At 38.7% G+C, this 24,083-nt stretch carries 20 protein-coding genes; 13 read left to right on the forward strand and 7 right to left on the reverse strand.

Annotated features, from left to right (window positions below; genetic code table 11):
- Window positions 1-39 precede the first annotated feature (39 nt).
- The 7 genes from fur to ybfF form a co-directional block, all read right to left on the reverse strand.
- On the reverse strand, window positions 40-489 hold the full coding sequence (gene fur, locus SJ312_RS00820) for a ferric iron uptake transcriptional regulator (RefSeq protein ID WP_004256285.1): 450 nt from the start codon (window positions 487-489) through the stop codon (window positions 40-42).
- A gap of 269 nt (window positions 490-758) precedes the next feature.
- Window positions 759-1,286 (reverse strand): flavodoxin FldA, encoded by a 528-nt coding sequence (gene fldA / locus SJ312_RS00825; protein ID WP_004256261.1) that lies wholly within the window; start codon window positions 1,284-1,286, stop codon window positions 759-761.
- Window positions 1,287-1,440: 154 nt separating this feature from the next.
- The gene (gene ybfE / locus SJ312_RS00830) at window positions 1,441-1,734 is read right to left on the reverse strand and encodes a LexA regulated protein (protein WP_004256256.1); all 294 of its coding nucleotides are present in this window, start codon (window positions 1,732-1,734) and stop codon (window positions 1,441-1,443) included.
- 169 nt (window positions 1,735-1,903) lie between these two features.
- Window positions 1,904-4,003 (reverse strand): type I secretion system permease/ATPase, encoded by a 2,100-nt coding sequence (locus SJ312_RS00835; RefSeq protein ID WP_153673633.1) that lies wholly within the window; start codon window positions 4,001-4,003, stop codon window positions 1,904-1,906.
- 3 nt (window positions 4,004-4,006) lie between these two features.
- On the reverse strand, window positions 4,007-5,335 hold the full coding sequence (locus SJ312_RS00840; protein ID WP_165879808.1) for an HlyD family type I secretion periplasmic adaptor subunit: 1,329 nt from the start codon (window positions 5,333-5,335) through the stop codon (window positions 4,007-4,009).
- A complete protein-coding gene (locus SJ312_RS00845; RefSeq protein ID WP_094960684.1) occupies window positions 5,332-7,437 on the reverse strand; it encodes a peptidase domain-containing ABC transporter in 2,106 nt (701 codons plus the stop codon). Before SJ312_RS00845 ends, SJ312_RS00840 begins: the two co-directional genes overlap by 4 nt.
- 242 nt (window positions 7,438-7,679) lie before the next feature.
- Window positions 7,680-8,456 (reverse strand): esterase, encoded by a 777-nt coding sequence (gene ybfF, locus SJ312_RS00850; protein ID WP_110591447.1) that lies wholly within the window; start codon window positions 8,454-8,456, stop codon window positions 7,680-7,682.
- A gap of 325 nt (window positions 8,457-8,781) precedes the next feature.
- Between ybfF and seqA the strand changes: the two genes are divergently transcribed.
- From seqA to kdsB, 13 genes are all read left to right on the forward strand, one after another.
- Window positions 8,782-9,327 (forward strand): replication initiation negative regulator SeqA, encoded by a 546-nt coding sequence (gene seqA / locus SJ312_RS00855; protein ID WP_004256238.1) that lies wholly within the window; start codon window positions 8,782-8,784, stop codon window positions 9,325-9,327.
- Window positions 9,328-9,383: 56 nt separating this feature from the next.
- Window positions 9,384-11,018 (forward strand): phosphoglucomutase (alpha-D-glucose-1,6-bisphosphate-dependent), encoded by a 1,635-nt coding sequence (pgm, locus tag SJ312_RS00860; protein ID WP_112308212.1) that lies wholly within the window; start codon window positions 9,384-9,386, stop codon window positions 11,016-11,018.
- Window positions 11,019-11,305: 287 nt separating this feature from the next.
- A complete protein-coding gene (serC, locus tag SJ312_RS00865) occupies window positions 11,306-12,397 on the forward strand; it encodes a 3-phosphoserine/phosphohydroxythreonine transaminase (RefSeq protein ID WP_036957913.1) in 1,092 nt (363 codons plus the stop codon).
- 121 nt (window positions 12,398-12,518) lie between these two features.
- The gene (aroA, locus tag SJ312_RS00870; RefSeq protein ID WP_094960687.1) at window positions 12,519-13,796 is read left to right on the forward strand and encodes a 3-phosphoshikimate 1-carboxyvinyltransferase; all 1,278 of its coding nucleotides are present in this window, start codon (window positions 12,519-12,521) and stop codon (window positions 13,794-13,796) included.
- Window positions 13,797-13,983: 187 nt separating this feature from the next.
- Window positions 13,984-14,667 carry a (d)CMP kinase gene (gene cmk, locus SJ312_RS00875; protein ID WP_094960688.1) on the forward strand — a complete coding sequence of 228 codons (684 nt, stop codon included), beginning with the start codon at window positions 13,984-13,986 and terminating at the stop codon, window positions 14,665-14,667.
- 173 nt (window positions 14,668-14,840) lie between these two features.
- A complete protein-coding gene (gene rpsA, locus SJ312_RS00880; protein WP_004909559.1) occupies window positions 14,841-16,514 on the forward strand; it encodes a 30S ribosomal protein S1 in 1,674 nt (557 codons plus the stop codon).
- 56 nt (window positions 16,515-16,570) lie between these two features.
- Window positions 16,571-16,858, forward strand: a complete 288-nt coding sequence (gene ihfB, locus SJ312_RS00885; protein ID WP_004256221.1) for an integration host factor subunit beta — start codon at window positions 16,571-16,573, stop codon at window positions 16,856-16,858.
- A gap of 413 nt (window positions 16,859-17,271) precedes the next feature.
- Entirely contained in the window at window positions 17,272-19,575 is a 2,304-nt protein-coding gene (locus SJ312_RS00890) for a DNA internalization-related competence protein ComEC/Rec2 (protein ID WP_319866710.1), read from the forward strand.
- Window positions 19,576-19,611: 36 nt separating this feature from the next.
- Window positions 19,612-21,357, forward strand: a complete 1,746-nt coding sequence (msbA, locus tag SJ312_RS00895; RefSeq protein WP_004256213.1) for a lipid A ABC transporter ATP-binding protein/permease MsbA — start codon at window positions 19,612-19,614, stop codon at window positions 21,355-21,357.
- Window positions 21,354-22,352 carry a tetraacyldisaccharide 4'-kinase gene (gene lpxK, locus SJ312_RS00900; RefSeq protein WP_110591452.1) on the forward strand — a complete coding sequence of 333 codons (999 nt, stop codon included), beginning with the start codon at window positions 21,354-21,356 and terminating at the stop codon, window positions 22,350-22,352. The genes msbA and lpxK overlap by 4 nt, the downstream gene beginning before the upstream one ends.
- Window positions 22,353-22,754: 402 nt before the next feature.
- A complete protein-coding gene (locus tag SJ312_RS00905; RefSeq protein ID WP_004256206.1) occupies window positions 22,755-22,970 on the forward strand; it encodes a cold-shock protein in 216 nt (71 codons plus the stop codon).
- Between the two features lie 139 nt (window positions 22,971-23,109).
- Window positions 23,110-23,289, forward strand: a complete 180-nt coding sequence (locus SJ312_RS00910) for a Trm112 family protein (RefSeq protein ID WP_004256203.1) — start codon at window positions 23,110-23,112, stop codon at window positions 23,287-23,289.
- A 5-nt stretch (window positions 23,290-23,294) separates the two neighbouring features.
- Window positions 23,295-24,041: a 3-deoxy-manno-octulosonate cytidylyltransferase gene (kdsB, locus tag SJ312_RS00915; RefSeq protein ID WP_096864230.1), complete on the forward strand. Its 747-nt coding sequence runs from the start codon at window positions 23,295-23,297 to the stop codon at window positions 24,039-24,041.
- Window positions 24,042-24,083 lie beyond the last annotated feature (42 nt).

A 24,083-nucleotide genomic window follows, 5' to 3' on the forward strand; every position in this document is an offset into this window, starting at 1 on the left:
TTTTAACCATTACGTTTTATCAGCGATGGTTGAATACTATTACTCTTTTGCTTCGTGTGCGTCAGCATTATCACGGCAATCACCATCTGCGCAATGACCATATAGATATAAACTATGGTTAGATAGTTTAATGCCATGGCGAGCAGCGATATTTTTTTGGCGAGTTTCAATGGATTCGTCAGTAAACTCAATCACTTTTCCACAATCTAAACAGATTAAATGGTCATGGTGATGTTGCTGAGTTAACTCGAATACAGATTTACCACCCTCGAAGTTGTGACGGGTTACGATACCTGCATCATCAAATTGGTTTAACACGCGGTATACGGTTGCTAACCCGATCTCTTCGCCCATATCGATCAGCTTTTTATAGAGATCTTCCGCACTGACGTGGTGGCACTCAGGCTCTTGAAGTACTTCCAAAATTTTTAATCTTGGAAGAGTGACTTTGAGTCCAGCATTTTTCAATGCTTTGTTGTTGTCTGTCATGCGGGTTTGTCCTGTATCTTAAATCATAAATTTAACAATAATGAGACATTTTTAACATCAATACAGTTGTCTTCTAAACTGATTTACAATTATAGGCATGGAAAATAAAAATAGAAACCATGCATTGTCTCATTATTTTGATAATCTCTTGAGAACCTATCCTATTAGGATACCTTATCGGTTATTTTAGATTACGCCACTGGCTTAAGTGATTCATTTTGTACAAGACAGTGGTGCAATCTATGGGTAAGGTTTCTTTATATGATCTATTAGCCTAAAATTTCAGCTAAAGACATTTCTTCAGAGATTTGTTTTACCCATGCATCAACACGTTCATCAGTTAGCTCAGGTTGACGATCTTCATCAATAGCTAAACCAATAAAGTGGTTGTCATCTGCCATACCTTTGGATACTTCAAAGTGATAACCTTCTGTTGGCCAATGACCAACAATAACAGCACCACGAGGCTCAATAATATCGCGGATCGTACCCATAGCATCACAGAAATATTCAGCGTAGTCTTCCTGGTCTCCACAACCAAATAAGGCGACAAGTTTACCTTCGAAATCAATTTCTTCGAGAGTAGGGAAGAAATCATCCCAATCACATTGAGCTTCACCATAATACCAAGTTGGAATACCGAGAAGTAGAATATCAAAAGCTTCAATATCTTCTTTACTGCATTTTGCGATATCGTGAACTTCTGCTACATCTTTGCCCAATCTTTCTTGGATCATTTTGGCAATATTTTCTGTGTTACCTGTGTCACTTCCGAAGAAAATGCCTATGACTGCCATAAAGTGATTAACCTCTTGTTTTTCTAAGAGGACTAGAAGTGAAAATTCGCCTTCTAGAGCCCACTTAGAACGAAAATAGATAGAATATTACGCCTTATTCTGGCGAAAAAATGATGCTAAGTCTGTCAAATTTGTGTGATTTATCAAGATAACGTTATTTGAGTATTGATGTGTTAACATGCTCAAGTTGTGACATCAAAATTTCTTCGATCAATTCACTACGGCTTATATTTTTATCTTCAGCTAACTGATTCAATATCACGACAGCTTCTTCGTTCAGTTTCAATTCAACTCTACGCAATCCTTTCACTTTATCTCGTTTCAGTTGGTTGCGTTTGTTGATCCTCAGTTGTTCATCCCGTGATAGCGGGCTTGTTTTAGGTCGCCCAGGCCTTCGTTCCTCAGCGAACAAATCTAGTGTAGTTCGATCCGTTTGTTCTTTTGCCATGTCTATAACTGCTAAAAGGGTGTGCCAGTAATTCAGCGCGCCATGATACCCTAGCTAATCCCCTTGTGCTATAGCTTCATCTACGATGATTTGGTTTAATCGGTTGTAAAATGAGCGCTTTTAGTAAAAAAGCACCACTTGCTATAGGTGTGATGCTTTTTTATCCGTGTTATTGCGTTTGTTGGCGCCATAAATTGGCGTATAAGCCATTTGATTTGAGCAAGTTTTCGTGTGTATCCATTTCGTGTACTTCTCCTTGGCAAATAACACATATCCTATCAGCATGCATAATCGTGTTGAGTCGGTGAGCAATACTAATGACTGTTCTTCCTTGCGTAATTAAAGGCATATTTTCCATAATGGCAGCTTCTGACTCGTAATCGAGCGCAGAAGTGGCTTCATCGAGAATTAAAATGTCTGGTTCGGTGAGTAAAGCGCGCGCAAGTGCAATTCTTTGACGCTGACCACCTGAAAGGTTCAAGCCTTTTTCTGATAAGGGATAATTAAAATTATCAGGCAATGCCATAATAAAGTCATATGCTCCAGCTAATTTTGCTGCGTGAATAACTTGTTCGTGAGTCGCTTGTGGGTGGCTTAAACGGATATTCTCTGCGATAGAACCGACGAATAAAGTGCTTTCTTGTAATACAACGCTCATTTTTCGGCGTAATGACACTGTATCTGCGACAGCTAAATCCATGCCATCAACAATAACTTGCCCATGTTGTGGTACATAAAGTCGTTGTAATAGTTTCGTTAAGGTGCTTTTTCCAGAACCAGAAGGGCCAGTAATCCCAATAAATTCACCAGAATTAACCATTAATGACAAATTATTGATAACTTCAGGCGTATCAGGTTGATAACGAAAGCGGATGTTTTGAAACTCGATTTTTCCGTGAATATTTGAAGTGTTTGCAATCCCTTTACGTTCATTTTCTACAGGCTCATCAAGAATATCTCCCACCCGACGCAATGAAATGATGGTATGTTGGAAATCTTGCCAAACCTGGGCAAATCGCAATACAGGTTGTGTAACATGCGCGCTTAGCATATTAAATGCCACTAATTCGCCAGGAGAAATCCCACCGTTTAATACTTCCTTGACACCAACCCACAAAAGAATTGCGGTAGTTATTTTACTCACAAGTGTCATTAACTGAGAGGCAACTTCACTGCGCATTGATACTTTAAAGCTTTGAGTTAGCTGCTTGCTAAATATTTTTTTCCAGCGTTGATTAAAGTATTTTTCTGTTGCTGTCGTTTTTATGGTTTCAATCCCAGTAATACTTTCGGTGAGAAAAGTGAGACCATTTTCATCGGCTTGGTAAGATTTTTGAGTTTGTTGGCGAATGATTGGGCCTAAAATCATCCATAAAACAAAAAATACCCCCATAGAGCCCAATAAAATCCAAGCCATCAAACTACTGTAGGAAAATAAAACCGCGACAAAAAGGATAACAAAGATAAAGTCAATGAATAGCATCAGTGTCGAGCCCGTTAAAAACTGCCTTATATGAGCTAATTCACGGATCCTTGCGATAATTTTCCCTGTTGGCCTTAGCTTAAAATAATTTAAAGGTAAGGCCATTAAATGGCGATAAATTTTCCCTGATAATTCAGCGCTTATCTGGCTACTACTATGACTAAAAATCTTATTACGAATAAAACCATATATCGGCTCTGCAACAGCAATGGCAAAAATCGCCAATGCAATAACGTGTAAATTTGAGAGACTGCGGCCAACTAACACTTTGTCGATTAAATTTTGAAACAACAGTGGGCTAATTAAGGCGAAAAGCTGAATAATGGCAGAGAGAATAAAAATATTTCGTAATTTAACATGTTGTCGCAAAATAGAGGGAATAAACCAGCTAAAACCAAAGGCCTTTTTTTGCTCCGGTTCTAATTGCTCCTTAATGAGTACTATGTCAAATTCAGCTTGTTGATGCCCAATCGAATTATAAATAGGTTTTCGTTCATCATTAGTCGGGTTAATGAGTACCAATTCATTTTCTTGGCTAATTACTTGCCAGAAACCATCTATATAGATTAAAGCGGGCAAAGGTAGTGTTCTTAATTGCTTATATTGTGCTGCAATAAGCTCGGTTTCATACCCCAATATTTGTGCGCATTCTCTAATTTCCCACTCAGTAGGGGATAAAGTTTGCATACCAATAGCATGTCTTAGTTGGTCAGATGAAACATTGTTTTGATAATATTTAGCCACCCAAACTAAGGCATCCAAACCATGATTATTTAACTGTTCCATCGATTATTTTTCTCTCATCGCGTTTGAGGTGTATTCATTGATTGGGCTAAGTAAGTAATCAATAATACGGCGTTTATCTGTTTTTATTTCTGCCACAATGGATAAACCGGGTGTCAGTTCAATAGACTCACCATCAACTACTAGTTCTTTTTGCTTAAGACCGATTTGCCCTAAGAACACTAATCCAAGATTTTCATCGAGAGTACTGTCACGAGAGACGGAAATCACTTCCCCTTCAACTGTGCCATAACGAGTGTAAGGGAAAGCATCTATTTTCACCTCTGCTCTTAACCCTTCATGGATGAAACCAATATCTTTATTTAAGATTTTAATTTCAGCTAGTTGAACATGATTATTAGGTACTACAGCCATTAACTGCTGTGCGGGTTGTAACACTGCACCTATAGTGTGTGTAGCAAGTTGTTGTATCGTGCCATCAACGGGAGCCCGTATGATTTCTAATTGGTTTCTTTCTTTATTTTTTAATAGTTCTTGCTCAAGGGAAGCCCGCTTAAAGTCAGCTTGTTTGTATTTTTCATCCCACTCTTGGTTTTTTTGGGCTTTAATTCTGTCTACCTTTTCATTTAAGGCTTGATACTGGCTTTTCAGAATGGAAAGCTCAGATAATTTGGTGACTTTTTCTTTTTTAGCGATTAATAGTTCTCGCTCTTGTTCTAAAAATTCCTTCTGGCTGATCAACTGCTTTTTAGTTAACGAATGGTGTGCATCGAGACGCTTTTTGATGTTTACGATGAGGGAATTGATAGTGAGTAATTCGTCTTTTCTAGCTTGCTGATTGACAGTATTTAATTGAATTTCATTATTAAGTTCATTAATTAATGAATCAAATTCTATTTTTTGTGTTTGATAGCTAGCCCGTGTATTGTTTTGTTCTAGTTCAGTTAATTGGTTAAATAAAGGTAATTGCTCAATAGGCTGTTGTGAAATCAATGCTTGATAAATTAATATTTCGGCTACATGGAAGTTATGTTGGTAATTTAAACTTAGGATATCTTGGTCAACACCTAATACATTGACAGTTATTAAAGGATCCCCTTGTTTTACTACTTGCCCATCAGTGACATGAATATGTTCTAAACGACTTAATTCAAACGCTTGAATTAACTGTGTTCGTCCTGAAACAATAAGTTTACCTTGCGTGGTTGCTTGAATATCCAACTTACCAAAAAACGACCAAGTTATAGCAATAAAAACGCCTACACTAATAGAAATAGCGACGTATAGTGCCAAGTAAGACGGTGGTGTTTTTAATATCGCCAAGTGTGAAGGCAAAAAGCTGTTATAACGGTTTTTGTCTAATCGATGTTTCATTTTACGTCCATGTCTGATTTCAGAGACTGTTGTAGAGTCCACAAATGTTTATAAAAATTACCTTGTTCAATAAGTTGCTGATGGCTACCTTGCTCGATAATTTCACCATTTTGCATCACAATGATCCGCTGGTGATGGCGAATAGTTGATAGGCGGTGAGCAATTGTGATGATGGTCCTTCCTTTTGCAATAATATGCATATTTTCTTGAATAACGGCTTGGGATTCGTCATCTAAAGCGCTAGTTGCCTCATCAAAAATAATCACTTTAGGGTTGGAAAGCAGTGTTCTAGCAATAGCAATACGTTGGCGTTGGCCGCCAGAAAGTGATGTTCCCCCCTCGGCAAGAACGGTGTCGTAACCTTTTGGTAATTTCAAAATAAAATCGTGTGCTCCCGCCATTTTGGCGGCATGAACGACTTCGTCCATGGAGGCATCCGGTGAGGTTTGAGCGATATTGTGAAAAACAGATTGGCTGAATAAGAAATTTTCCTGTAAAACAATACCAATTTGTTGTCTAAGGGAGTGCAAGTTAATCGCAGACATGGGGGTTCCATCCACAAAAATAGCACCACTTTCAGGGGTATAAAGCCGTAGTAATAATTTAGCGAGGGTGCTCTTACCTGACCCTGATGTCCCAACAATACCAATAGTTTCTCCCGCTTTAATATTTAAATTAAAGTTTTTTAGAACAAATGGCATGTTAGGTTGGTAGCGGAACGAGATATTTTTTAGATTTAAATGCCCTTGAAGAGATAACTTATTTTCTTGCTGTGATTGTTCGGTAGGTAAGTTAATAATTTGGGAGAGCTTTTCGATAGCGACACTGGTTCGAATGTAGTCCCCCCATAATTTAGTTAGTTTGATGAGGGGCTGGTTAGCGTGGCTAACCATCATGTAAAAGGCAATAAGCTGGCCAATCGTCATCTGCAACGCTAAAACTTCAGAAGCACCAACCCACAAAACAATAGCACTGGTGATTTTTTCAATAGCCATCACTAGATGTTCAGAGCGGGAGCTTATTTGCCCTGATACAAAGTTAGTTTGGCTCATATCAGCGGTTTGGCCGTCCCAGCGACGAGTGAAATTTGGTTCGACGGATAAGCTTTTGGCTGTTTCGATCCCATTGATACTTTCGGTCAAAAAAGAGGTATTGATGGCAATATTGGTGAATTGTTGCTGTGCAGCAGATTCAATTTTAGGCGTTAACCACCAAGCTAATAAAAGATAAAAAGGAATAGAACACAAAAATATTATTGTGAGTGTTGTGGAGATCAAGTTCATCACAAAAATAAATACAAATAAAAATAGCACATCGACACATAGAGTAAAAAAGCTGCTGGTTAAAAATTCACGAATAGTTTCGAGCTCTTTTACTCGGGTGACAATTGCGCCTATTTGCCTGCTTTTAAAAAAGGGAATAGGCAGTCTCAGTAAATGATTTACCAGCTTCAAGCCCAGTGTCATATCAATGCGGTTAACAGTGTGATGATAAATATACTCACGTAACCCTTTCAAAGTCACTTCTATTAACGCCGCAATAATTAACCCAAAAATTAAAACGTCCAATGTGACTAAGCTATTATGAACGAGTACTTTATCCATAATAACTTGCATAACAATAGGGGAAACTAATGCGAGTATTTGCAATATAAATGAAAAGAATAAAACCCACAAAATAATGGGTTTGTATTTCATAAATTCGACTTGGAACCAGGTAATGTCAAATTGACCCTGCTTAAGGTTTACTTCTAACCAATGACCATTCCATTGTTGATTCAGCTCATCAATACTCCATATCTCTGGCGGCGTATTCCCAAATTGCTGAATGAGTACTTGTTCTTGATTGCAGTTAGCTAATAGAATGGCTTCTCCTTTGGTATTATATAAAATAGCAGGGCATACGATTTTAGTTACATTTTTATTCTTCTGATATTTATTCCTACAGCGAATGGCATGTTTCGATTTAATAATGTTAAGTTTTTCATTATAACCAATAGATTGATTGAGTGTTTGTTCTAGTTCTTTAGGATTTACTTGCCCTGATAACTTAGCAATAACACTAATGAAGTATAATGTTGATTTTGATTTGAGACTATCCATTTTCTATATTAATAAATTCCTTAAGTTATTTGAATTTTTAATTCCAAATTTGCATTGATAAAATATGCACTAGATAGTAATAAGGTGGAGTAGAATTTGGATAATACAGGGTTTGTAATTCGCTGTGTATTGAAGTTAGTCTTATTATGTAATTAATAAAGTAATTATATTTAACTACAAATATATTTAAAGATATTGAAAAGTTATATATCTTTTCAATATCTATATTTAAATGTGAACAATTATTCAGGGATAGATAAAAAACGATGAATGGCTCTTAAAACATGGTCTGGTTTTTCTGCATGAACCCAGTGCCCTGTATCAGCAACAACCCACGCTTTGGCTTGCGGAAATTGTTGTGCGATTTGTTCTTTATATTCAGCTTGTACATAAGGGGAATTTCCTCCTGGGATTAACAGCACGGGTTTATTCCAGGCGGGTACTATTTCCCAACCAATAATACTTTCATAATTAGCTTTTAGGGCAGGTAAATTAAATTTCCACTCACCTTGCTTAAAGGATTTAAGCAGAAATTGGATAACGCCATCCTCATTAATGTAATCACGCATAATCATAGTAGCTTCTTGGCGAGTTTTTGCATTTTTTGCTGTGACGGCATCAAGCGCCGCGAATATTTTATCATGACGACGGACTTGGTAAGCGACAGGCGCCATATCAATAGCAACGATACTATTAATAAAATTAGGGGCTATTGCTGTTGCCGCCATGGCGATTTTGCCCCCCATAGAGTGACCAATTAAAATAGCATTTTCGTAACCTAAAGACTTTATTAGAGTAATAACATCTTGGGCCATTTGTTGGTAACTCATTTGCTCATCACGAAATGAGTCACCATGATTACGAACATCAATTTGAATCGTATCGAAATATTGTTGTAGATTACGTCCTAAAACACCTAAGTTATTGAGGTCACCAAATAACCCATGTATGAGTACAATAGGACTATTTGAGATTGGATTTTCAGGTTTATGGATAGTATGGTTAAGTAACACAGTCATATTTGTTTGATCAATTCGTCAGCGGTACATGTGGTCTTATCATGTCACGGCTATGAATAAAATCCAAATGGTCAAATAAGCTGCGATTTTGGCTGAGGTAAGTCAATGAGTCGATAATCAAAATATCCTTAGCCAATGAATTTCAGAAAATTGAAGTTGATCACTGAGGCAAAATACTGGAAGTCATGGCATGATAACCCACTGAATTATCTTTGAACTTAGAATAATGTTTACTTTAAGTTATTGAAATTTTAATTGTTTTGTTTTTTTTAAATCTGTCTTATAATCACACCGCAAATTTTAGTTAAAAAAGTACTGGGAAAAAATGAAAACGATAGAAGTTGATGAAGAGCTTTACCGCTATATTGCGAGCCATACACAGCATATCGGTGAAAGTGCATCGGATATTTTGCGCCGTATGTTAAATTTCAAATCCGGGCAGCCAGTACAAGCAAAAGAAATTAGTCAGGAACATGCTGTTATTAAGGCTGAACCTGCGATGAGTACACCTGCTGTTGCATTAAACCCTGTTAGAGTCATTAGAGAGCTTCTGTTATCTGACGCTTATGCAGAAAAAAGTAAAGCGATTGACCGCTTTATGTTGATTTTATCTACTTTATATAGTTTAGATGCGAATCGTTTTGCGAGTGCAACAGAGTTAATGCATGGCCGAACTCGTATTTATTTTGCTGGTGATGAACAAACATTACTTGCAGCTGGTAAGCAATCTAAGCCGCGTCATATACCAGGAACACCCTATTGGGTGATCACGAATACGAATACGAATCGTAAACGTAGCATGGTTGATGCGATCATGCAGGAAATGCAATTTCCAACCAATGTGATTGAAAAAGTTTGTAATACTATTTAAAAACTGAAAGGCCACTGATGTTGATAACAAAGCATCAGTGCTTTGGGAGAAAACAAGTGACAATACATGAACGTGCAGGGCAGCTTCCGTTTCAAAGTGACTTGATCAATGTCGCTCAATTAACCGCTCAATATTATACGCAGCAACCACAACCCGATAATACATCTCAAGCTGTTAAGTTTGGCACATCAGGGCATCGTGGTAGTTCGTTGCGTAAAAATTTTAATGAAAACCACATATTAGCCATTGCACAAGCAATTGCCGATTTACGCAAAAAGCAAGGTGTAACAGGTCCTTGTTTTGTAGGGAAAGATACCCATGCGTTATCAGAAGCAGCGTTTATTACAGTGGTTGAAGTGTTAGCGGCAAATCAAGTTCATGTAATTGTTCAGGAAAATAATGGTTTTACGCCAACTCCAGCTATCTCTCACGCTATTTTAAGTTATAACCAATCACACCAAGATGTTGCGGATGGCATTGTGATTACGCCTTCACATAACCCACCTGAAGATGGCGGTATTAAATACAACCCTGCGAATGGCGGGCCGGCTGATACCGATTTAACTTCTGTTATTGAAAAAAATGCAAACCAATTGCTAGTCAATAACCTGGAAGGGGTTAAAAGAGTCAATTTTGATACAGCGATGGCGAGTGAATACGTTATTCAGCAAGATTTGGTTATGCCTTATGTCTCTGCATTAGGCGAAGTTGTTGATATGCAAGCGATTGCTAAGTCTGGTTTGAAAATTGGTGTTGACCCACTAGGCGGTTCCGGTATTGAATACTGGAAAAAAATTGCTGAATATTATCAATTAGATATTGAAATCGTAAATGACCAATTAGACCAAACGTTCCGTTTTATGCCTTTGGATCATGATGGTGTTATCCGTATGGATTGCTCATCAAGTTGGGCAATGGCGGGTTTGCTTGGGATGAAAGAAAAATTTGATTTAGCTTTCGCTAATGACCCTGACTATGACCGTCATGGCATTGTTACCCCCGATGGTTTAATGAATCCAAATCACTATCTTGCTGTGGCAATCGACTACCTATTCCAACACCGCCCTCAGTGGGGAAAAAATGTTGCGGTAGGGAAAACACTTGTCTCAAGTGCGATGATTGACCGTGTTGTTAATGATATCGGTCGTGAATTAGTTGAAGTGCCTGTAGGGTTCAAATGGTTCGTTGATGGGTTATTCAGTGGACAACTAGGTTTTGGCGGTGAGGAAAGTGCTGGGGCATCATTCTTAAAATTCGATGGCACACCTTGGTCAACAGACAAAGATGGTATCATTCTTTGCTTACTAGCTGCGGAAATTACGGCGGTTACCGGTGAAAACCCGCAGCAGCGTTATAATAACCTTGCCAAAAAATTTGGGGCACCGATTTACAACCGTATTCAAGCGAAAGCTACTCACGAAGAAAAAGCGAAGCTAAGTAAATTATCACCGGAAATGGTTGCAGCAGATACATTGGCAGGAGATAAAATTACACAGCGTTTAACCGCAGCCCCCGGTAATAATGCGCCAATTGGTGGTTTAAAAATCATGACTGATTATGGCTGGTTTGCAGCAAGGCCATCAGGTACGGAAGAAGCGTATAAAATTTATTGTGAAAGCTTCCGTGGAGAAGATCATTTACGCCAAATAGAAAAAGAAGCGATTGAGATCGTAAGCAAAGTTATTCGCTAATTTTTAATCTTCAATAAAAGACATTTCAATGAATATCCCGAAACACAGCGCAATGATGTAATTCGGGATATTATCGCTTATTTATTGTTAATTTCTCCATAAAATGGTGCTTGTCGAGAGTGTGACAAGATTAACAAAATTCTTTTCCCCATTATCAAAAAATAACCCCCCTTTCATTTTTGGGATTGCTGACAATAACCGTTGCAGCTAAAGGCTTGGAGTGGTACAACTTTAACTATCTGAGTGAATTTTATTAACCATAATTGAAGATGGATAGGGTGAGGTCAATGAGTCAGGTTTATAATTTCAGTGCAGGTCCAGCTATGCTACCTGTTGAAGTCATGCGTCGTGCTGAACAAGAGTTTTGTAATTGGAAGGGTTTAGGCGTTTCTGTCATGGAAGTTAGCCATCGCGGAAAAGACTTTATCGAAGTGGCAACAGAAGCAGAGCAAAATTTACGTGATTTATTAAACATCCCTGATAACTATAAAGTTTTATTTTGTCACGGTGGAGCTCGAGCCCATTTTGCAACGTTACCAATGAATTTACTAGGTGATAAAACGACCGCAGACTACATTGTAAGCGGCTATTGGTCAGAGTCAGCAGCAAAAGAAGCTGAAAAATACTGTACACCTAATGTAATTCAAATTACTGAAGAAAAAGATGGCATTGTTAGTTTAAAACCTATGAAAGAGTGGCCATTAAGTGATGATGCCGCTTATGTTCACTATTGCCCAAATGAAACCATTGGTGGCTTAGCTATTCATGAGGAACCTGATTTCCCTGAAGATAAAATTATTGTTGCTGACTATTCCTCTTCTATCTTATCTAAACCGATTGATGTAAGCCGTTATGGTGTAATTTATGCGGGAGCTCAAAAAAATATTGGGCCAGCTGGATTAACTATCGTTATTATTCGAGAAGACCTGCTCGGTAAAGCTTCGCCTCAGACTCCATCTGTATTTGATTACACGGTATTAGCAAAACACGATTCAATGTTTAATACTCCACCGACTTTTGCTTGGTATCTCGCGGGGATGGTCTTCAAATGGTTAAAAGAGCAAGGTGGTTTGCAAGAAATGGCTAAGCGTAATTATGAAAAATCACAATTACTCTACAATGCAATTGATGATAGCCAGTTCTACATTAACCGTGTTGCGGTTGAAAACCGTTCTTGGATGAACGTACCGTTCCAAATGCAAAACCCGGCACTTGATGCGAAATTTATTGAAGAAGCCAAAGAGCAAGGCTTACTTTCTCTAAAAGGCCATAAAGTGGCTGGTGGTATGCGTGCGTCAATCTATAATGCGATGCCATTAGCTGGTGTACAGGCTTTGGTTGATTTTATGGCTGATTTCGAACGCCATAACGCTCAATAATGAGATTTGCCGACTGAAATAGGATGTTCAGTCGGTTATCTGTGCTCTTCTTATTTGACTTAAAAGAAAATAGAGCCAGATTTTATTTACTTGCAAAACTTCACTGGAGAAACTGCTTTTTATGCAATCCCTGACATTACAACCTATCTCTTCAATCAACGGCACAATTAATTTGCCAGGGTCAAAAAGTGTCTCAAACCGCGCACTATTATTAGCAGCGATGGCTAAAGGAACGACCACACTCACTAACTTATTGGACAGTGATGATATTCGCCATATGCTGAATGCATTAAGCCAGCTAGGTGTTAACTACCAATTGTCTGAAGATAAAACACGTTGTCGTGTGGAAGGTTTAGGTGGAAATTTATCTCATCCAGATGAAACAGAAATCTTTTTAGGCAATGCGGGAACTGCAATGCGCCCACTGACCGCAGCACTATCACTAAGCCGTAATAATATTATTTTAACGGGTGAGCCTCGCATGAAAGAGCGCCCAATTGGGCATTTGGTTGATGCGCTGAGGGAAGGCGGTGCAGAGATTGAATATTTGGAACAAGAGAATTACCCACCATTACGTTTAAAAGGTGGTTTTATCGGTGGCCAAATTTCAGTTGATGGGTCTGTTTCCAGCCAGTTTTTAACTGCGCTGTTAATGGCGGCACCGCGTGCAGAGCAAGACACAACAATTACAATTATTGGCGAGTTAGTCTCCAAACCTTACATTGATATCACATTAGCATTAATGAAAACGTTCGGTGTTAATATCGAAAATCATCAATATGAATATTTCGTTATCAAAGGGCAGCAACAATACCAATCACCAGGCGAATATTTAGTGGAAGGTGATGCTTCATCAGCGTCTTATTTCCTCGCTGCGGCCGCCATTAAGGGGGGCGTAGTGCGTGTAACAGGAATTGGGCGCAATAGTTTGCAAGGGGACACTAAATTTGCCAACGTATTAGAAAAAATGGGCGCGACTATTCGTTGGGGTGATGACTACGTTGAATGTGAACGCGGAACGTTGACAGGTATTGATATGGACATGAACGCGATCCCTGATGCGGCAATGACCATTGGAACGGTTGCCCTGTTTGCTGAAGGCGAAACGGTTATTCGTAATATCTATAACTGGCGGGTAAAAGAGACCGACCGGTTATATGCGATGGCGACAGAGTTACGAAAAGTTGGCGCTGAAGTGGAAGAAGGGCATGATTATATTCGTGTTGTTCCACCGAAAAAATTACAACATGCTGAAATTGAAACCTATAACGACCATCGTATTGCAATGTGTTTTTCGTTAGTTGCATTATCAGATACACCAGTAACAATTTTGGATCCGGGCTGCACTGCAAAAACTTTTCCTGATTACTTCGAACAGTTGGCACGTCTAAGTCATTAATCTATTGATTGGGTTGATATTATTTTCTTTGATATCAACCTGATTTTTACGATTCAAATATCAACTTTTTCTTATTTTTTAGCAATCATCAGAACCTGCTTATTTCACAAATCTACTGAATTGGTATAATACCTTCACAGATTTTAATTGCGGGTAGCTAGGCTATTTGCAGAAAAGGAGATTTTTTATGGTGGCGATAGCCCCTGTAATCACCGTTGATGGACCAAGCGGAGCAGGTAAAGGTACGCTTTGCCAAGCATTAGCAAACGAGTTTGGGTGGCAACTTTTAGACTCGGGCGCAATTTATCGTGTATTAGCGTTAGCTGCGTTACATCACCATGTTGATATCCAATCCGAAGATGCGTTAGTTCCCTTGGCTGCAAATTTAGATGTGAAATTTGTTCCTGAAGATAATGTACTGAAAGTTATTCTGGAAGGGGAAGATGTTTCAAATCAAATTAGAACCGAAACAGTAGGAAACACTGCATCCCAAACAGCCACTTTTCCTCGCGTACGTGAAGCTTTACTTCGACGCCAACGTGCATTTAGAACCCATCCTGGGCTTATTGCTGATGGCCGTGATATGGGAACGGTGGTTTTTCCCGATGCACCGGTAAAAATTTTTCTTGATGCCTCCGCGGAAGAACGGGCTCATCGGCGGATGAAGCAGTTGCAAGAAAAAGGTTTTGATGTTAATTTTGAACGTCTTTTAAGCGAAATTGAAGAGCGGGATTTTCGTGATCGTAATCGCTCTGTTGCACCTCTTATTGCCGCGAAAGACGCATTAGTGCTGGATTCCACAAGTATGTCTATTGAGGAAGTTATTGAAAAAGCACACACCTATGCAAAAAAAATTCTACAATTATCGTGATAATAGGCTTTATTTTAGCTTATAATTAGATAATATACGCAGTTACCGCTATGTGATTATATTATTAGCATAGCATCAACCTTGCGACATGGAATGTTGTGGGGTATGTGAAACAACCCCATTTGGCGGGAAGCTAAGTGGACGTTAATTTAAAACTCTTGAAGATCATTAATATGACTGAATCTTTTGCTCAACTCTTTGAAGAATCCCTGCAGAATATTGAAACTCGTCCTGGTTCTATCGTCCGTGGTACTGTTGTTGCCATCGATAAAGACGTAGTCCTTGTTGACGCAGGTCTTAAATCAGAATCTGCTATCCCAGTAGAACAGTTCAAAAATGCTCAGGGTGAGCTAGAAATCCAAGTTGGCGACGAAATCGATGTAGCTCTGGATGCAGTAGAAGATGGTTTCGGTGAAACTATCCTGTCTCGTGAGAAAGCTAAACGTCATGAAGCATGGCTGATGCTGGAAAAAGCTTACGAAGAAGCTGAAACTGTAACTGGTGTTATCAACGGTAAAGTTAAAGGTGGTTTCACTGTTGAGCTGAACGGTATTCGTGCGTTCTTACCAGGTTCACTGGTTGATGTACGTCCAGTTCGTGATACTACTCACTTGGAAGGCAAAGAGCTTGAGTTCAAAGTAATCAAGCTGGATCAGAAACGCAACAACGTTGTTGTTTCTCGTCGTGCTGTAATTGAATCTGAAAGCAGCGCTGAGCGCGATCAACTGCTGGAAAATCTGCAAGAAGGCATGGAAGTTAAAGGTATCGTTAAGAACCTTACTGACTACGGTGCATTCGTTGATCTGGGCGGTGTTGACGGCCTGCTGCATATCACTGACATGGCTTGGAAACGTGTTAAACACCCAAGCGAAATCGTCAACGTTGGTGATGAAATCAATGTTAAAGTTCTGAAATTCGACCGTGAGCGCACTCGTGTTTCTCTGGGTCTGAAACAACTGGGCGAAGATCCTTGGGTCGCAATCGCTAAACGTTACCCAGAAGGTACTAAACTGACTGGTCGCGTTACTAACCTGACTGACTATGGTTGCTTCGTAGAAATCGAAGAAGGCGTTGAAGGTCTGGTTCACGTTTCAGAAATGGATTGGACTAACAAAAACATCCACCCATCTAAAGTTGTTAACGTTGGTGATGTTGTTGAAGTTATGGTTCTGGATATTGATGAAGAACGTCGTCGTATCTCACTGGGCCTGAAACAGTGCAAATCTAACCCATGGCAGCAATTTGCAGAAACTCACAACAAAGGCGACCGCGTTGAAGGTAAAATCAAGTCTATCACTGACTTCGGTATCTTCATCGGTCTGGACGGCGGCATCGATGGCCTGGTTCACCTGTCTGACATCTCCTGGAACGTTGCAGGCGAAGAAGCAGTTCGTGAATACAAAAAAGGTGATGAAATCGCAGCTGTTGTTCTGCAAGTCGACGCAGAGCGTGAACGTATTTCTTTAGGTGTTAAACAGTTAGCTGAAGATCCATTCAATAACTATTTAGCAGCAACTAAGAAAGGCGCAATCGTAACTGGTAAAGTAATCGCAGTTGATGCTAAAGGTGCAACTGTTGAGCTGACACTGGGCGTTGAAGGTTACCTGCGTGCATCAGAAGCTTCACGTGACCGTGTTGAAGATGCAACACTGGTTCTGAACGTTGGTGATGATGTTGAAGCTAAATACACTGGTGTTGATCGTAAAAACCGTGTAATCAACCTGTCTGTTCGCGCTAAAGACGAAGCTGATGAGAAAGACGCTGTCGCAGCTGTGAACAAACAAGAAGATACAGCATTCGGCAACAATGCTATGGCTGAAGCTTTCAAAGCAGCTAAAGGCGAATAATTAAGTGGGGGCAACAGTAGCGTTGCCCCTTTGTAACGGTAGTTTAGGGAGGTACTATGACCAAGTCTGAATTAATTGAAAGACTGGCTAGCCAGCAGTCTCATCTTTCAGCAAAAACCGTTGAGGAAGCTGTAAAGGAAATTCTTGAGCATATGGCGGATACGTTAGCTAACGGTGAGCGTATTGAAGTCCGTGGTTTCGGCAGTTTTTCTCTTCACTACCGTGCTCCACGCGTTGGCCGTAACCCAAAAACTGGTGATAAAGTGGAACTAGAAGGTAAATATGTTCCTCACTTTAAACCAGGTAAAGAATTACGTGATCGTGTAAATATTTACGGCCAATAATCGGGCTGTAAATCTTAATTATTACATCAAAACAGTGCTTGTATTTTATACGGCACTGTTTTTTATTTCTGATCAACACCAACACCAACACCAACACCAACACCACTTCTATACTTTTAAAGCCTATAAAAATAATAAAATAAATCCAAAAGCAGCTTTAGAGATATATACGTGTTTTGCGAAGCTCCTCGCAAACTAATATGTATATTTTTATCAGTAAAAAACATATTGGGAAGCGCTACGAAAAATAAAACAAAGAGACTTAAAAAATTCATAGGAATAAATAAACTAAAGCAAATAAACGCTATGTAGGGATACAAAAGTTGATAAAAAATATCATCTACATAATAAGATGGCTAAATAACTCAATCAAAAAATGTAATTTAATCTTTAATGGGAAATTGTCTGTTTCGATGACAATGGCTTCTATTGCTTTGATTTTAGGTACATTACCACTTTTATTTATACCTAAAATTTTAATGCTGAGTGAATTATTATTTGTTTCTTTGTTTGTATCGGTATTAATAATATTCTTTATATTTGGTAAATCAGGCAAATTTTTAGCACTAATTATTATGTTTTTTCTATGGGGTAATTGGCATGGAATTAATATCATTAACCATATCAATTATCTATCTACAAAAAATAACGATATTAATATAGTTATTGTTGGTATTTCATTAAGTGACAAAGAACAAAAAATCAAAGTACGTATTGATAAAATTAACAACCGCATTGTTTTCCCTCCTTTATATGCTACGTGGAAAACAAAGGAAACTGTTTGCGCTGGGCAGTTGTGGCGAATCAATGGCACTGTAAAGCCACTACACAGCTCACTAAATGAAGGAGGATTTAACCTACAACGTTATTATTTGGCTAATAGAATCATTGGGGTTTTGAAAAGTAAGAAAATAGAATTATTAAAAAAGGATTGTTCTGTAAGACAAAAAGTTATCCATAATTATATGGAGCTAATTAATTCATTATCTAATAAAGGGATTATTTATGGACTAATGTTTGGAGATAGAAGTTTGTTGGCAGTAGAACAAACATATTTACTACAGAGAACAGGTTTGACACATTTAATGGCTATATCAGGCTTGCATATTGGGTTAGCTTACTTGTTTGGCTTTCTTATCACTCGAGGGATTCAATATTTTTTACCAATAAAGTATGTCAATGAAACACTACCAGTAGTAATTGGTATAGGGCTAGCAATTTTTTATGCATGGATCTCTGGCTTTGCTATCCCTGCGACTCGAGCATTATTTGCCCTACTATTATGGGTATATATCAGAAATAAGCCTGCAAGGTATTTTGCTTGGCAATGGGCACTGTGGAGTATCGCAGGAATATTATTATTAGACCCATTAGCTATTTTGTCAGATAGTTTTTGGTTATCTAGTTTCGCTGTGCTAGCCATTCTTTATTGGTTAACCATATTTCCACTACCATATCATTTATCTAAAGGTGTAAAGGGGAAAATTATAGGGTTAACCCATTTACAAATTGGCTTACTAGTCTTACTGATCCCAATGCAACTTAGTCTATTTAATGGTATTAATGTAATGGGGTTAGTGGCAAATATCTGGTTTGTCCCGTTAGTTTCTTGGTGTGTTGTTCCTGCTATTTTGCTCTTGTTTTTAGTACCAATAAAAGTGGTTCAGCAACCTATTTTATATACGATAGATAGGGTTATAGATATGGGGCTAGAACCATTACCTTATTTAAGTACCTTTTGGTCAGAATTTATCAATGTTCCTTATTATTTATTTTTAATATGTTGGCTAAGCATTATTGTTGTCTTATTTAAGTGGTATAAACGTTATTTTGGGCTTATTGGTTGTGTGGTTATTTCAATTTTCTTAGAAAGGGGAAGTGGTAAGCAATTCAAAGAAGGCTGGAAAATTACGGTATTAGATATCGGCCACGGGTTAGCGGTTGTGATAGAACAAAACAACTTGGCATTACTTTATGATACTGGAAACGCTTGGAAAGGGGGAAGCAATGCACAGCGTCAAATTGTTCCTTTCCTTAAATATCACGATATAACCCCAATTGGAGTCATTTTAAGCCATAATCATTTAGACCATACTGGTGGCGCAAATTATTTAATCCAGCAATATCCATGGCTAAGTGTAAGAAGTAGCTTTGGCCCACAAAAAACGTCGGTAAATAGGGAAAAAACTAATAATATAAAAAGTATGGAACACCTTCCGTGTTTTAAAGGCCAAAAATGGCAGTGGGGGATATTAACTTTTGAAGTATTATGGCCTGAAAAGCTAGCACTAATATCACATAATGATGATTCTTGTGTTATTCAATTAACGGATGGGTTTCATAAAATTTTATTAACAGGAGATATCGAAAAACAAGGGGAAAAATCACTGGTCGCAATGTACAAGAATCGGTTACGTTCGACTCTTCTTTTCGCTCCTCATCATGGAAGCAGCACGTCATCAACTGATTTATTATTAAGAAATGTTCAACCTTCAATGGTGGTAGTCTCATCAGCAAGGTATAGTGCATGGAAAATTCCATCGCCAAAAGTCTATTTTCGGTATAAAAATAATAATATTAAATGGTTAAATACAGCGGAAGATGGCCAGTTAACTATATGGTTTAAAAAGGAAAAAATTAAAATTTCACGTTATCGCTATGAAATTCAGCCCCGCTGGTATCATCTGTGGTTTGGCTTACCGCTATTTCCCGAGTAGAATAGTGCGCTTACATTAAGTCTGGTAATTAAAAGTATGAATGATAAAGACCTTTCGACAAAACAAACTTTTCGTCGCTTGTGGCCGATAATTGCGCCTTTTAAAGCGGGTTTAATCGTTGCAGCAATAGCACTTATCATAAACGCAGCGGGTGACGCGTTTATGATTTCTTTATTAAAACCTTTATTGGATGAGGGCTTTGATAAAGCAGATAATGACGTTTTAAAATGGCTTCCGCTTGCGGTGTTAGGTTTAATGGTTGTTCGTGGTGGGTCTAGCTTTGTTTCAACCTATTGTGTTTCCTGGGTTGCAGGTAAAGTCGTGATGAACATGCGGCGTAAATTATTTGGTCATATGATGGGAATGCCTGTTAGTTTTTTTGACCAGCAATCAACAGGAACACTATTATCTAGAATTACCTATGATTCAGAACAAGTTGCATCTTCTTCTTCTGGAGCATTAATTACAATTATTCGTGAAAGTGCTTATATCATCGGGTTGTTTGCGATGATGTTTTATTATAGCTGGCAACTTTCTCTTATTTTAATCGTAATTGCCCCGATTGTATCAGTCACTATTCGTATCGTCTCTAAACGTTTTCGTAAGATTAGTAAAAACATGCAAACCGGAATGGGGCATGTGACGGCAAGTGCTGAACAGATGTTAAAAGGCCATAAAGAAGTTTTAATTTTTGGGGGACAGAAAGTTGAGACTGAACGCTTTAATAAAGTCAGTAACAACATGCGCCGCCAAAATATGAAAATGGTAACCGCTTCAGCAATTTCAGACCCTATTGTTCAGTTAATTGCATCATTTGCACTAGCATTTGTCCTTTATGCAGCGAGTTTTCCTGAAATTCGTGATGAATTAACATCGGGTACAATTGCAGTTGTTTTTTCATCAATGTTTGCACTGATGCGTCCTTTAAAATCATTAACTAACGTTAACTCACAATTCCAGCGTGGTATGGCGGCTTGCCAAACTTTATTTGCCATCTTAGATTCCGAACAAGAAAAAGATAACGGAAATAAAGTACTTAAAGAGGTTAAAGGAGATATTAAATTTGAACATGTTACCTTTACCTATGCAACCAAAGAACATCCTGCGTTAGACGATGTTTCGTTTACTTTGCCAGCAGGGAAATCAGTTGCTCTGGTTGGGCGATCAGGTTCAGGTAAGTCCACAATTGCAAATTTGATTACACGTTTTTATGACATCGACGAAGGGTCTATTCAAATTGATGGGCATGACATTCGTGAATACACGTTATCTTCATTACGTAGTCAAGTCGCGTTAGTTTCTCAGCATGTTTATCTATTTAACGATACGATAGCCAATAATATTGCCTATGCAACAGACGGCAGCTACAGCCGTGAGCAAATAGAGAAAGCTGCAGAAATGGCTTATGCAATGGATTTTATTGCTAAACTTGAAAAAGGCTTGGACACGGTTATTGGTGAAAATGGTGTTATGCTTTCTGGAGGGCAACGTCAAAGGATCGCGATTGCTCGAGCACTGCTACGTGATGCCCCAATTCTTATTCTTGATGAGGCGACATCCGCGCTAGATACAGAGTCTGAACGTGCTATTCAAGCTGCTCTTGATGAGTTACAGAAAAATAGAACATCTTTGGTCATTGCCCACAGGTTATCGACGATAGAAAATGCAGATGAGATATTAGTTGTACAAGATGGCCGAATCATTGAGCGTGGTGACCATAAATCGCTATTAGCTCAAGATGGCGCATATTCACAGTTACATAGCATTCAGTTTAAACAATGATAGAACGCATTTGGTCTGGCAAGTCATGGCTGTATCTTTTATTGCTGCCGTTATCTTTCCTTTATGGGTTGGTAACGGTAATTAGGGATATAGCTTATAAAATCGGGCTGAAACGTTCATGGAAAGCGCCAATTCCAGTGGTAGTGGTGGGAAACCTGACAGCGGGGGGAAATGGTAAAACCCCTGTTGTTATCTGGTTAGTGGAATCACTCACCAAAGAAGGCTACCGCGTGGGGGTTGTTTCTCGAGGGTATGGCGGTAAAGCTGAAAAGTACCCGCTGATACTCGATGAAACGACGAAAACTGAAGTTGCTGGGGATGAACCCATACTAATTTTTCATCGTACTAAATCCCCCGTGGCTGTTGCGCCTAAGCGCAGTGATGCAGTTAAAGCGTTATTGGAAAAATTCCAATTAGATGTAATTATTACTGATGATGGGTTGCAGCACTATGCATTGCAACGTGACTACGAGATTGTCGTTATTGATGGCCAGCGTCGTTTTGGTAATGGTTGGTGGCTACCCGCAGGGCCTATGCGTGAAAGGGCTGGGCGTTTAAAGCGTGTTAATGCTGTCATTGTTAACGGTGGTGAAGCTCAAGAAAATGAAGCCGTAATGGCCCTTGAAGGCGATGTTGCTTATAACTTGGTGACTGGTGAAAAACGTGCAGTTACACAATTACCTGCGGTTGTCGCAATAGCAGGTATTGGTCATCCTCCTCGTTTTTTTACCTCATTAGAAAACAAAGGGGTCGAAGTTATTAACACTCATGCTTTTGCTGATCACCAATCGTATGAATTAAAACAGCTTTCACCGTTAGTTAAAAATGAGCAAAACTTATTAATGACCGAAAAAGACGCGGTGAAATGCCGTGCTTTTGCACAACCAAATTGGTGGTTCCTTCCAGTACAAGCACAATTGCAGCCGATTGACGCTGAAAAAATCTTAAGCGGAATAAGAAAACTTATCACAAATAACAAAAAAACTTGTCTATAACGTTCCTCTGTGATAATAATATCTCCAATGTGATATAGATCTACTTATTATGTATCTAGATACAATACATTGATAATTGGATTTTATACTAGCTTAAATTTCACGCTCCGTTCTTTAGTTAGTCTTCATATCCTCGCGTAATCTACATTGTAAAGTCGCTGTCACTGCGTTTTGTCATCATAATGTCAAAATAGACTGTTAACTTCGCAGTAGATTAGCGGTGTCTGAAATCTATATATATGGGCGTTATAAAATATGCGCAATGATTTGTGCGCATGAATTGGTAAAGTTTAATTACTCTTTGATGTATTAATAGATCGGCATTTTATAAATGGGAAGCAAGAAAGAGTAATGATACAAAGATAAAAAAAATATTGTTCTCAGAACAAAAGGAGTTTTAATATGAATTTTCAATTACATATGGGTCGAGTTAAATGGTTTGACGCAAAAGAAGGTTACGGTTTTATTTCACCATTCAATGGTGGTGATGATGTATTTGTGACAACAAAGTCAATTGCTAATAAAAAAATCAAATCATTATTCGAAGGTCAAAACGTTGAGTTCTCTGTTACTCGTAATTCGGATGGCATAACGGCAGCTGACGTTATTGCTTATTAGATAATAAACAGAACAATTTCTCCTGCTTTTATCCTCTCATCTCTCGCAGGAGATCTTATTCAGGAAGATTAAAGTTAACGGTGATATCTGCATGTGATATCCTAACTCCAAGTGAGTTAAAATCCATTCGGGAGAAAACATGGATCACCGTTTACTTGAAATCGTTGCCTGTCCTGTATGTCACGGCAAATTAAGTTATAACAAAGAAAACCTCGAACTTATCTGTAAGTTTGATCATTTAGCCTATCCAATTCGTGACGGCATCCCTGTATTACTAGAAAATGAAGCGCGCCCCGTTTCATTAGATGAAGGTCAGTAATCCTCATGTTTACGGTTATTATTCCTGCTCGTTATGCCTCAACACGCTTACCAGGTAAACCTTTGGCTGATATCCATGGCAAGCCAATGGTTGTTCGAGTAATGGAGCAAGCTGTTAAATCAGGGGCTAGCCGAGTGATAGTTGCGACAGATCACTCTGATGTTGCTAAAGCGGTGATTGAAGCAGGTGGTGAAGCTTGTATGACTAACCCAAATCATCAGTCTGGGACAGAAAGACTAGCTGAAGTTATTGATACCTATGCTTTTTCTGACGATGAAATCATCGTGAATGTGCAAGGTGATGAACCTTTAATTCCACCTGAGATTATCAGCCAAGTTGCTCGTAATCTTCAGGGGAGTAAAGCTGAAATGGGGACGCTAGCTGTACCTATTAATGATGCTCATGAAGCGTTTAATCCAAATACTGTCAAGGTTGTTACTGATCACGAAGGTTATGCATTGTATTTTTCTCGGGCAACTATTCCTTGGGATAGAGACAACTTTGCGAAAAGCCATGATGTAATAGGGGATACCTTTTTGCGTCACATTGGTATATACGCTTATCGAGCAGGGTTTATTCGTCGTTATATTAAGTGGGAAGCAAGCCCATTAGAGAAAATCGAAATGCTAGAGCAACTTAGGGTGCTTTGGTATGGCGAGAAAATTCATGTGGATGTCGCGAAAACTACGCCAGGTGCTGGTGTTGATACCCCTGAAGATCTTGAACTCGTTAGAAGCCAATTTATTCAGTAGCCCACATTTTCCTAATAGCTCAAATAGCCAATATGCGATTTA

Source organism: Providencia sp. CIM-Carb-044, from assembly GCF_033901115.1.
GTDB classification, from domain to species: Bacteria; Pseudomonadota; Gammaproteobacteria; order Enterobacterales; family Enterobacteriaceae; genus Providencia; species Providencia hangzhouensis.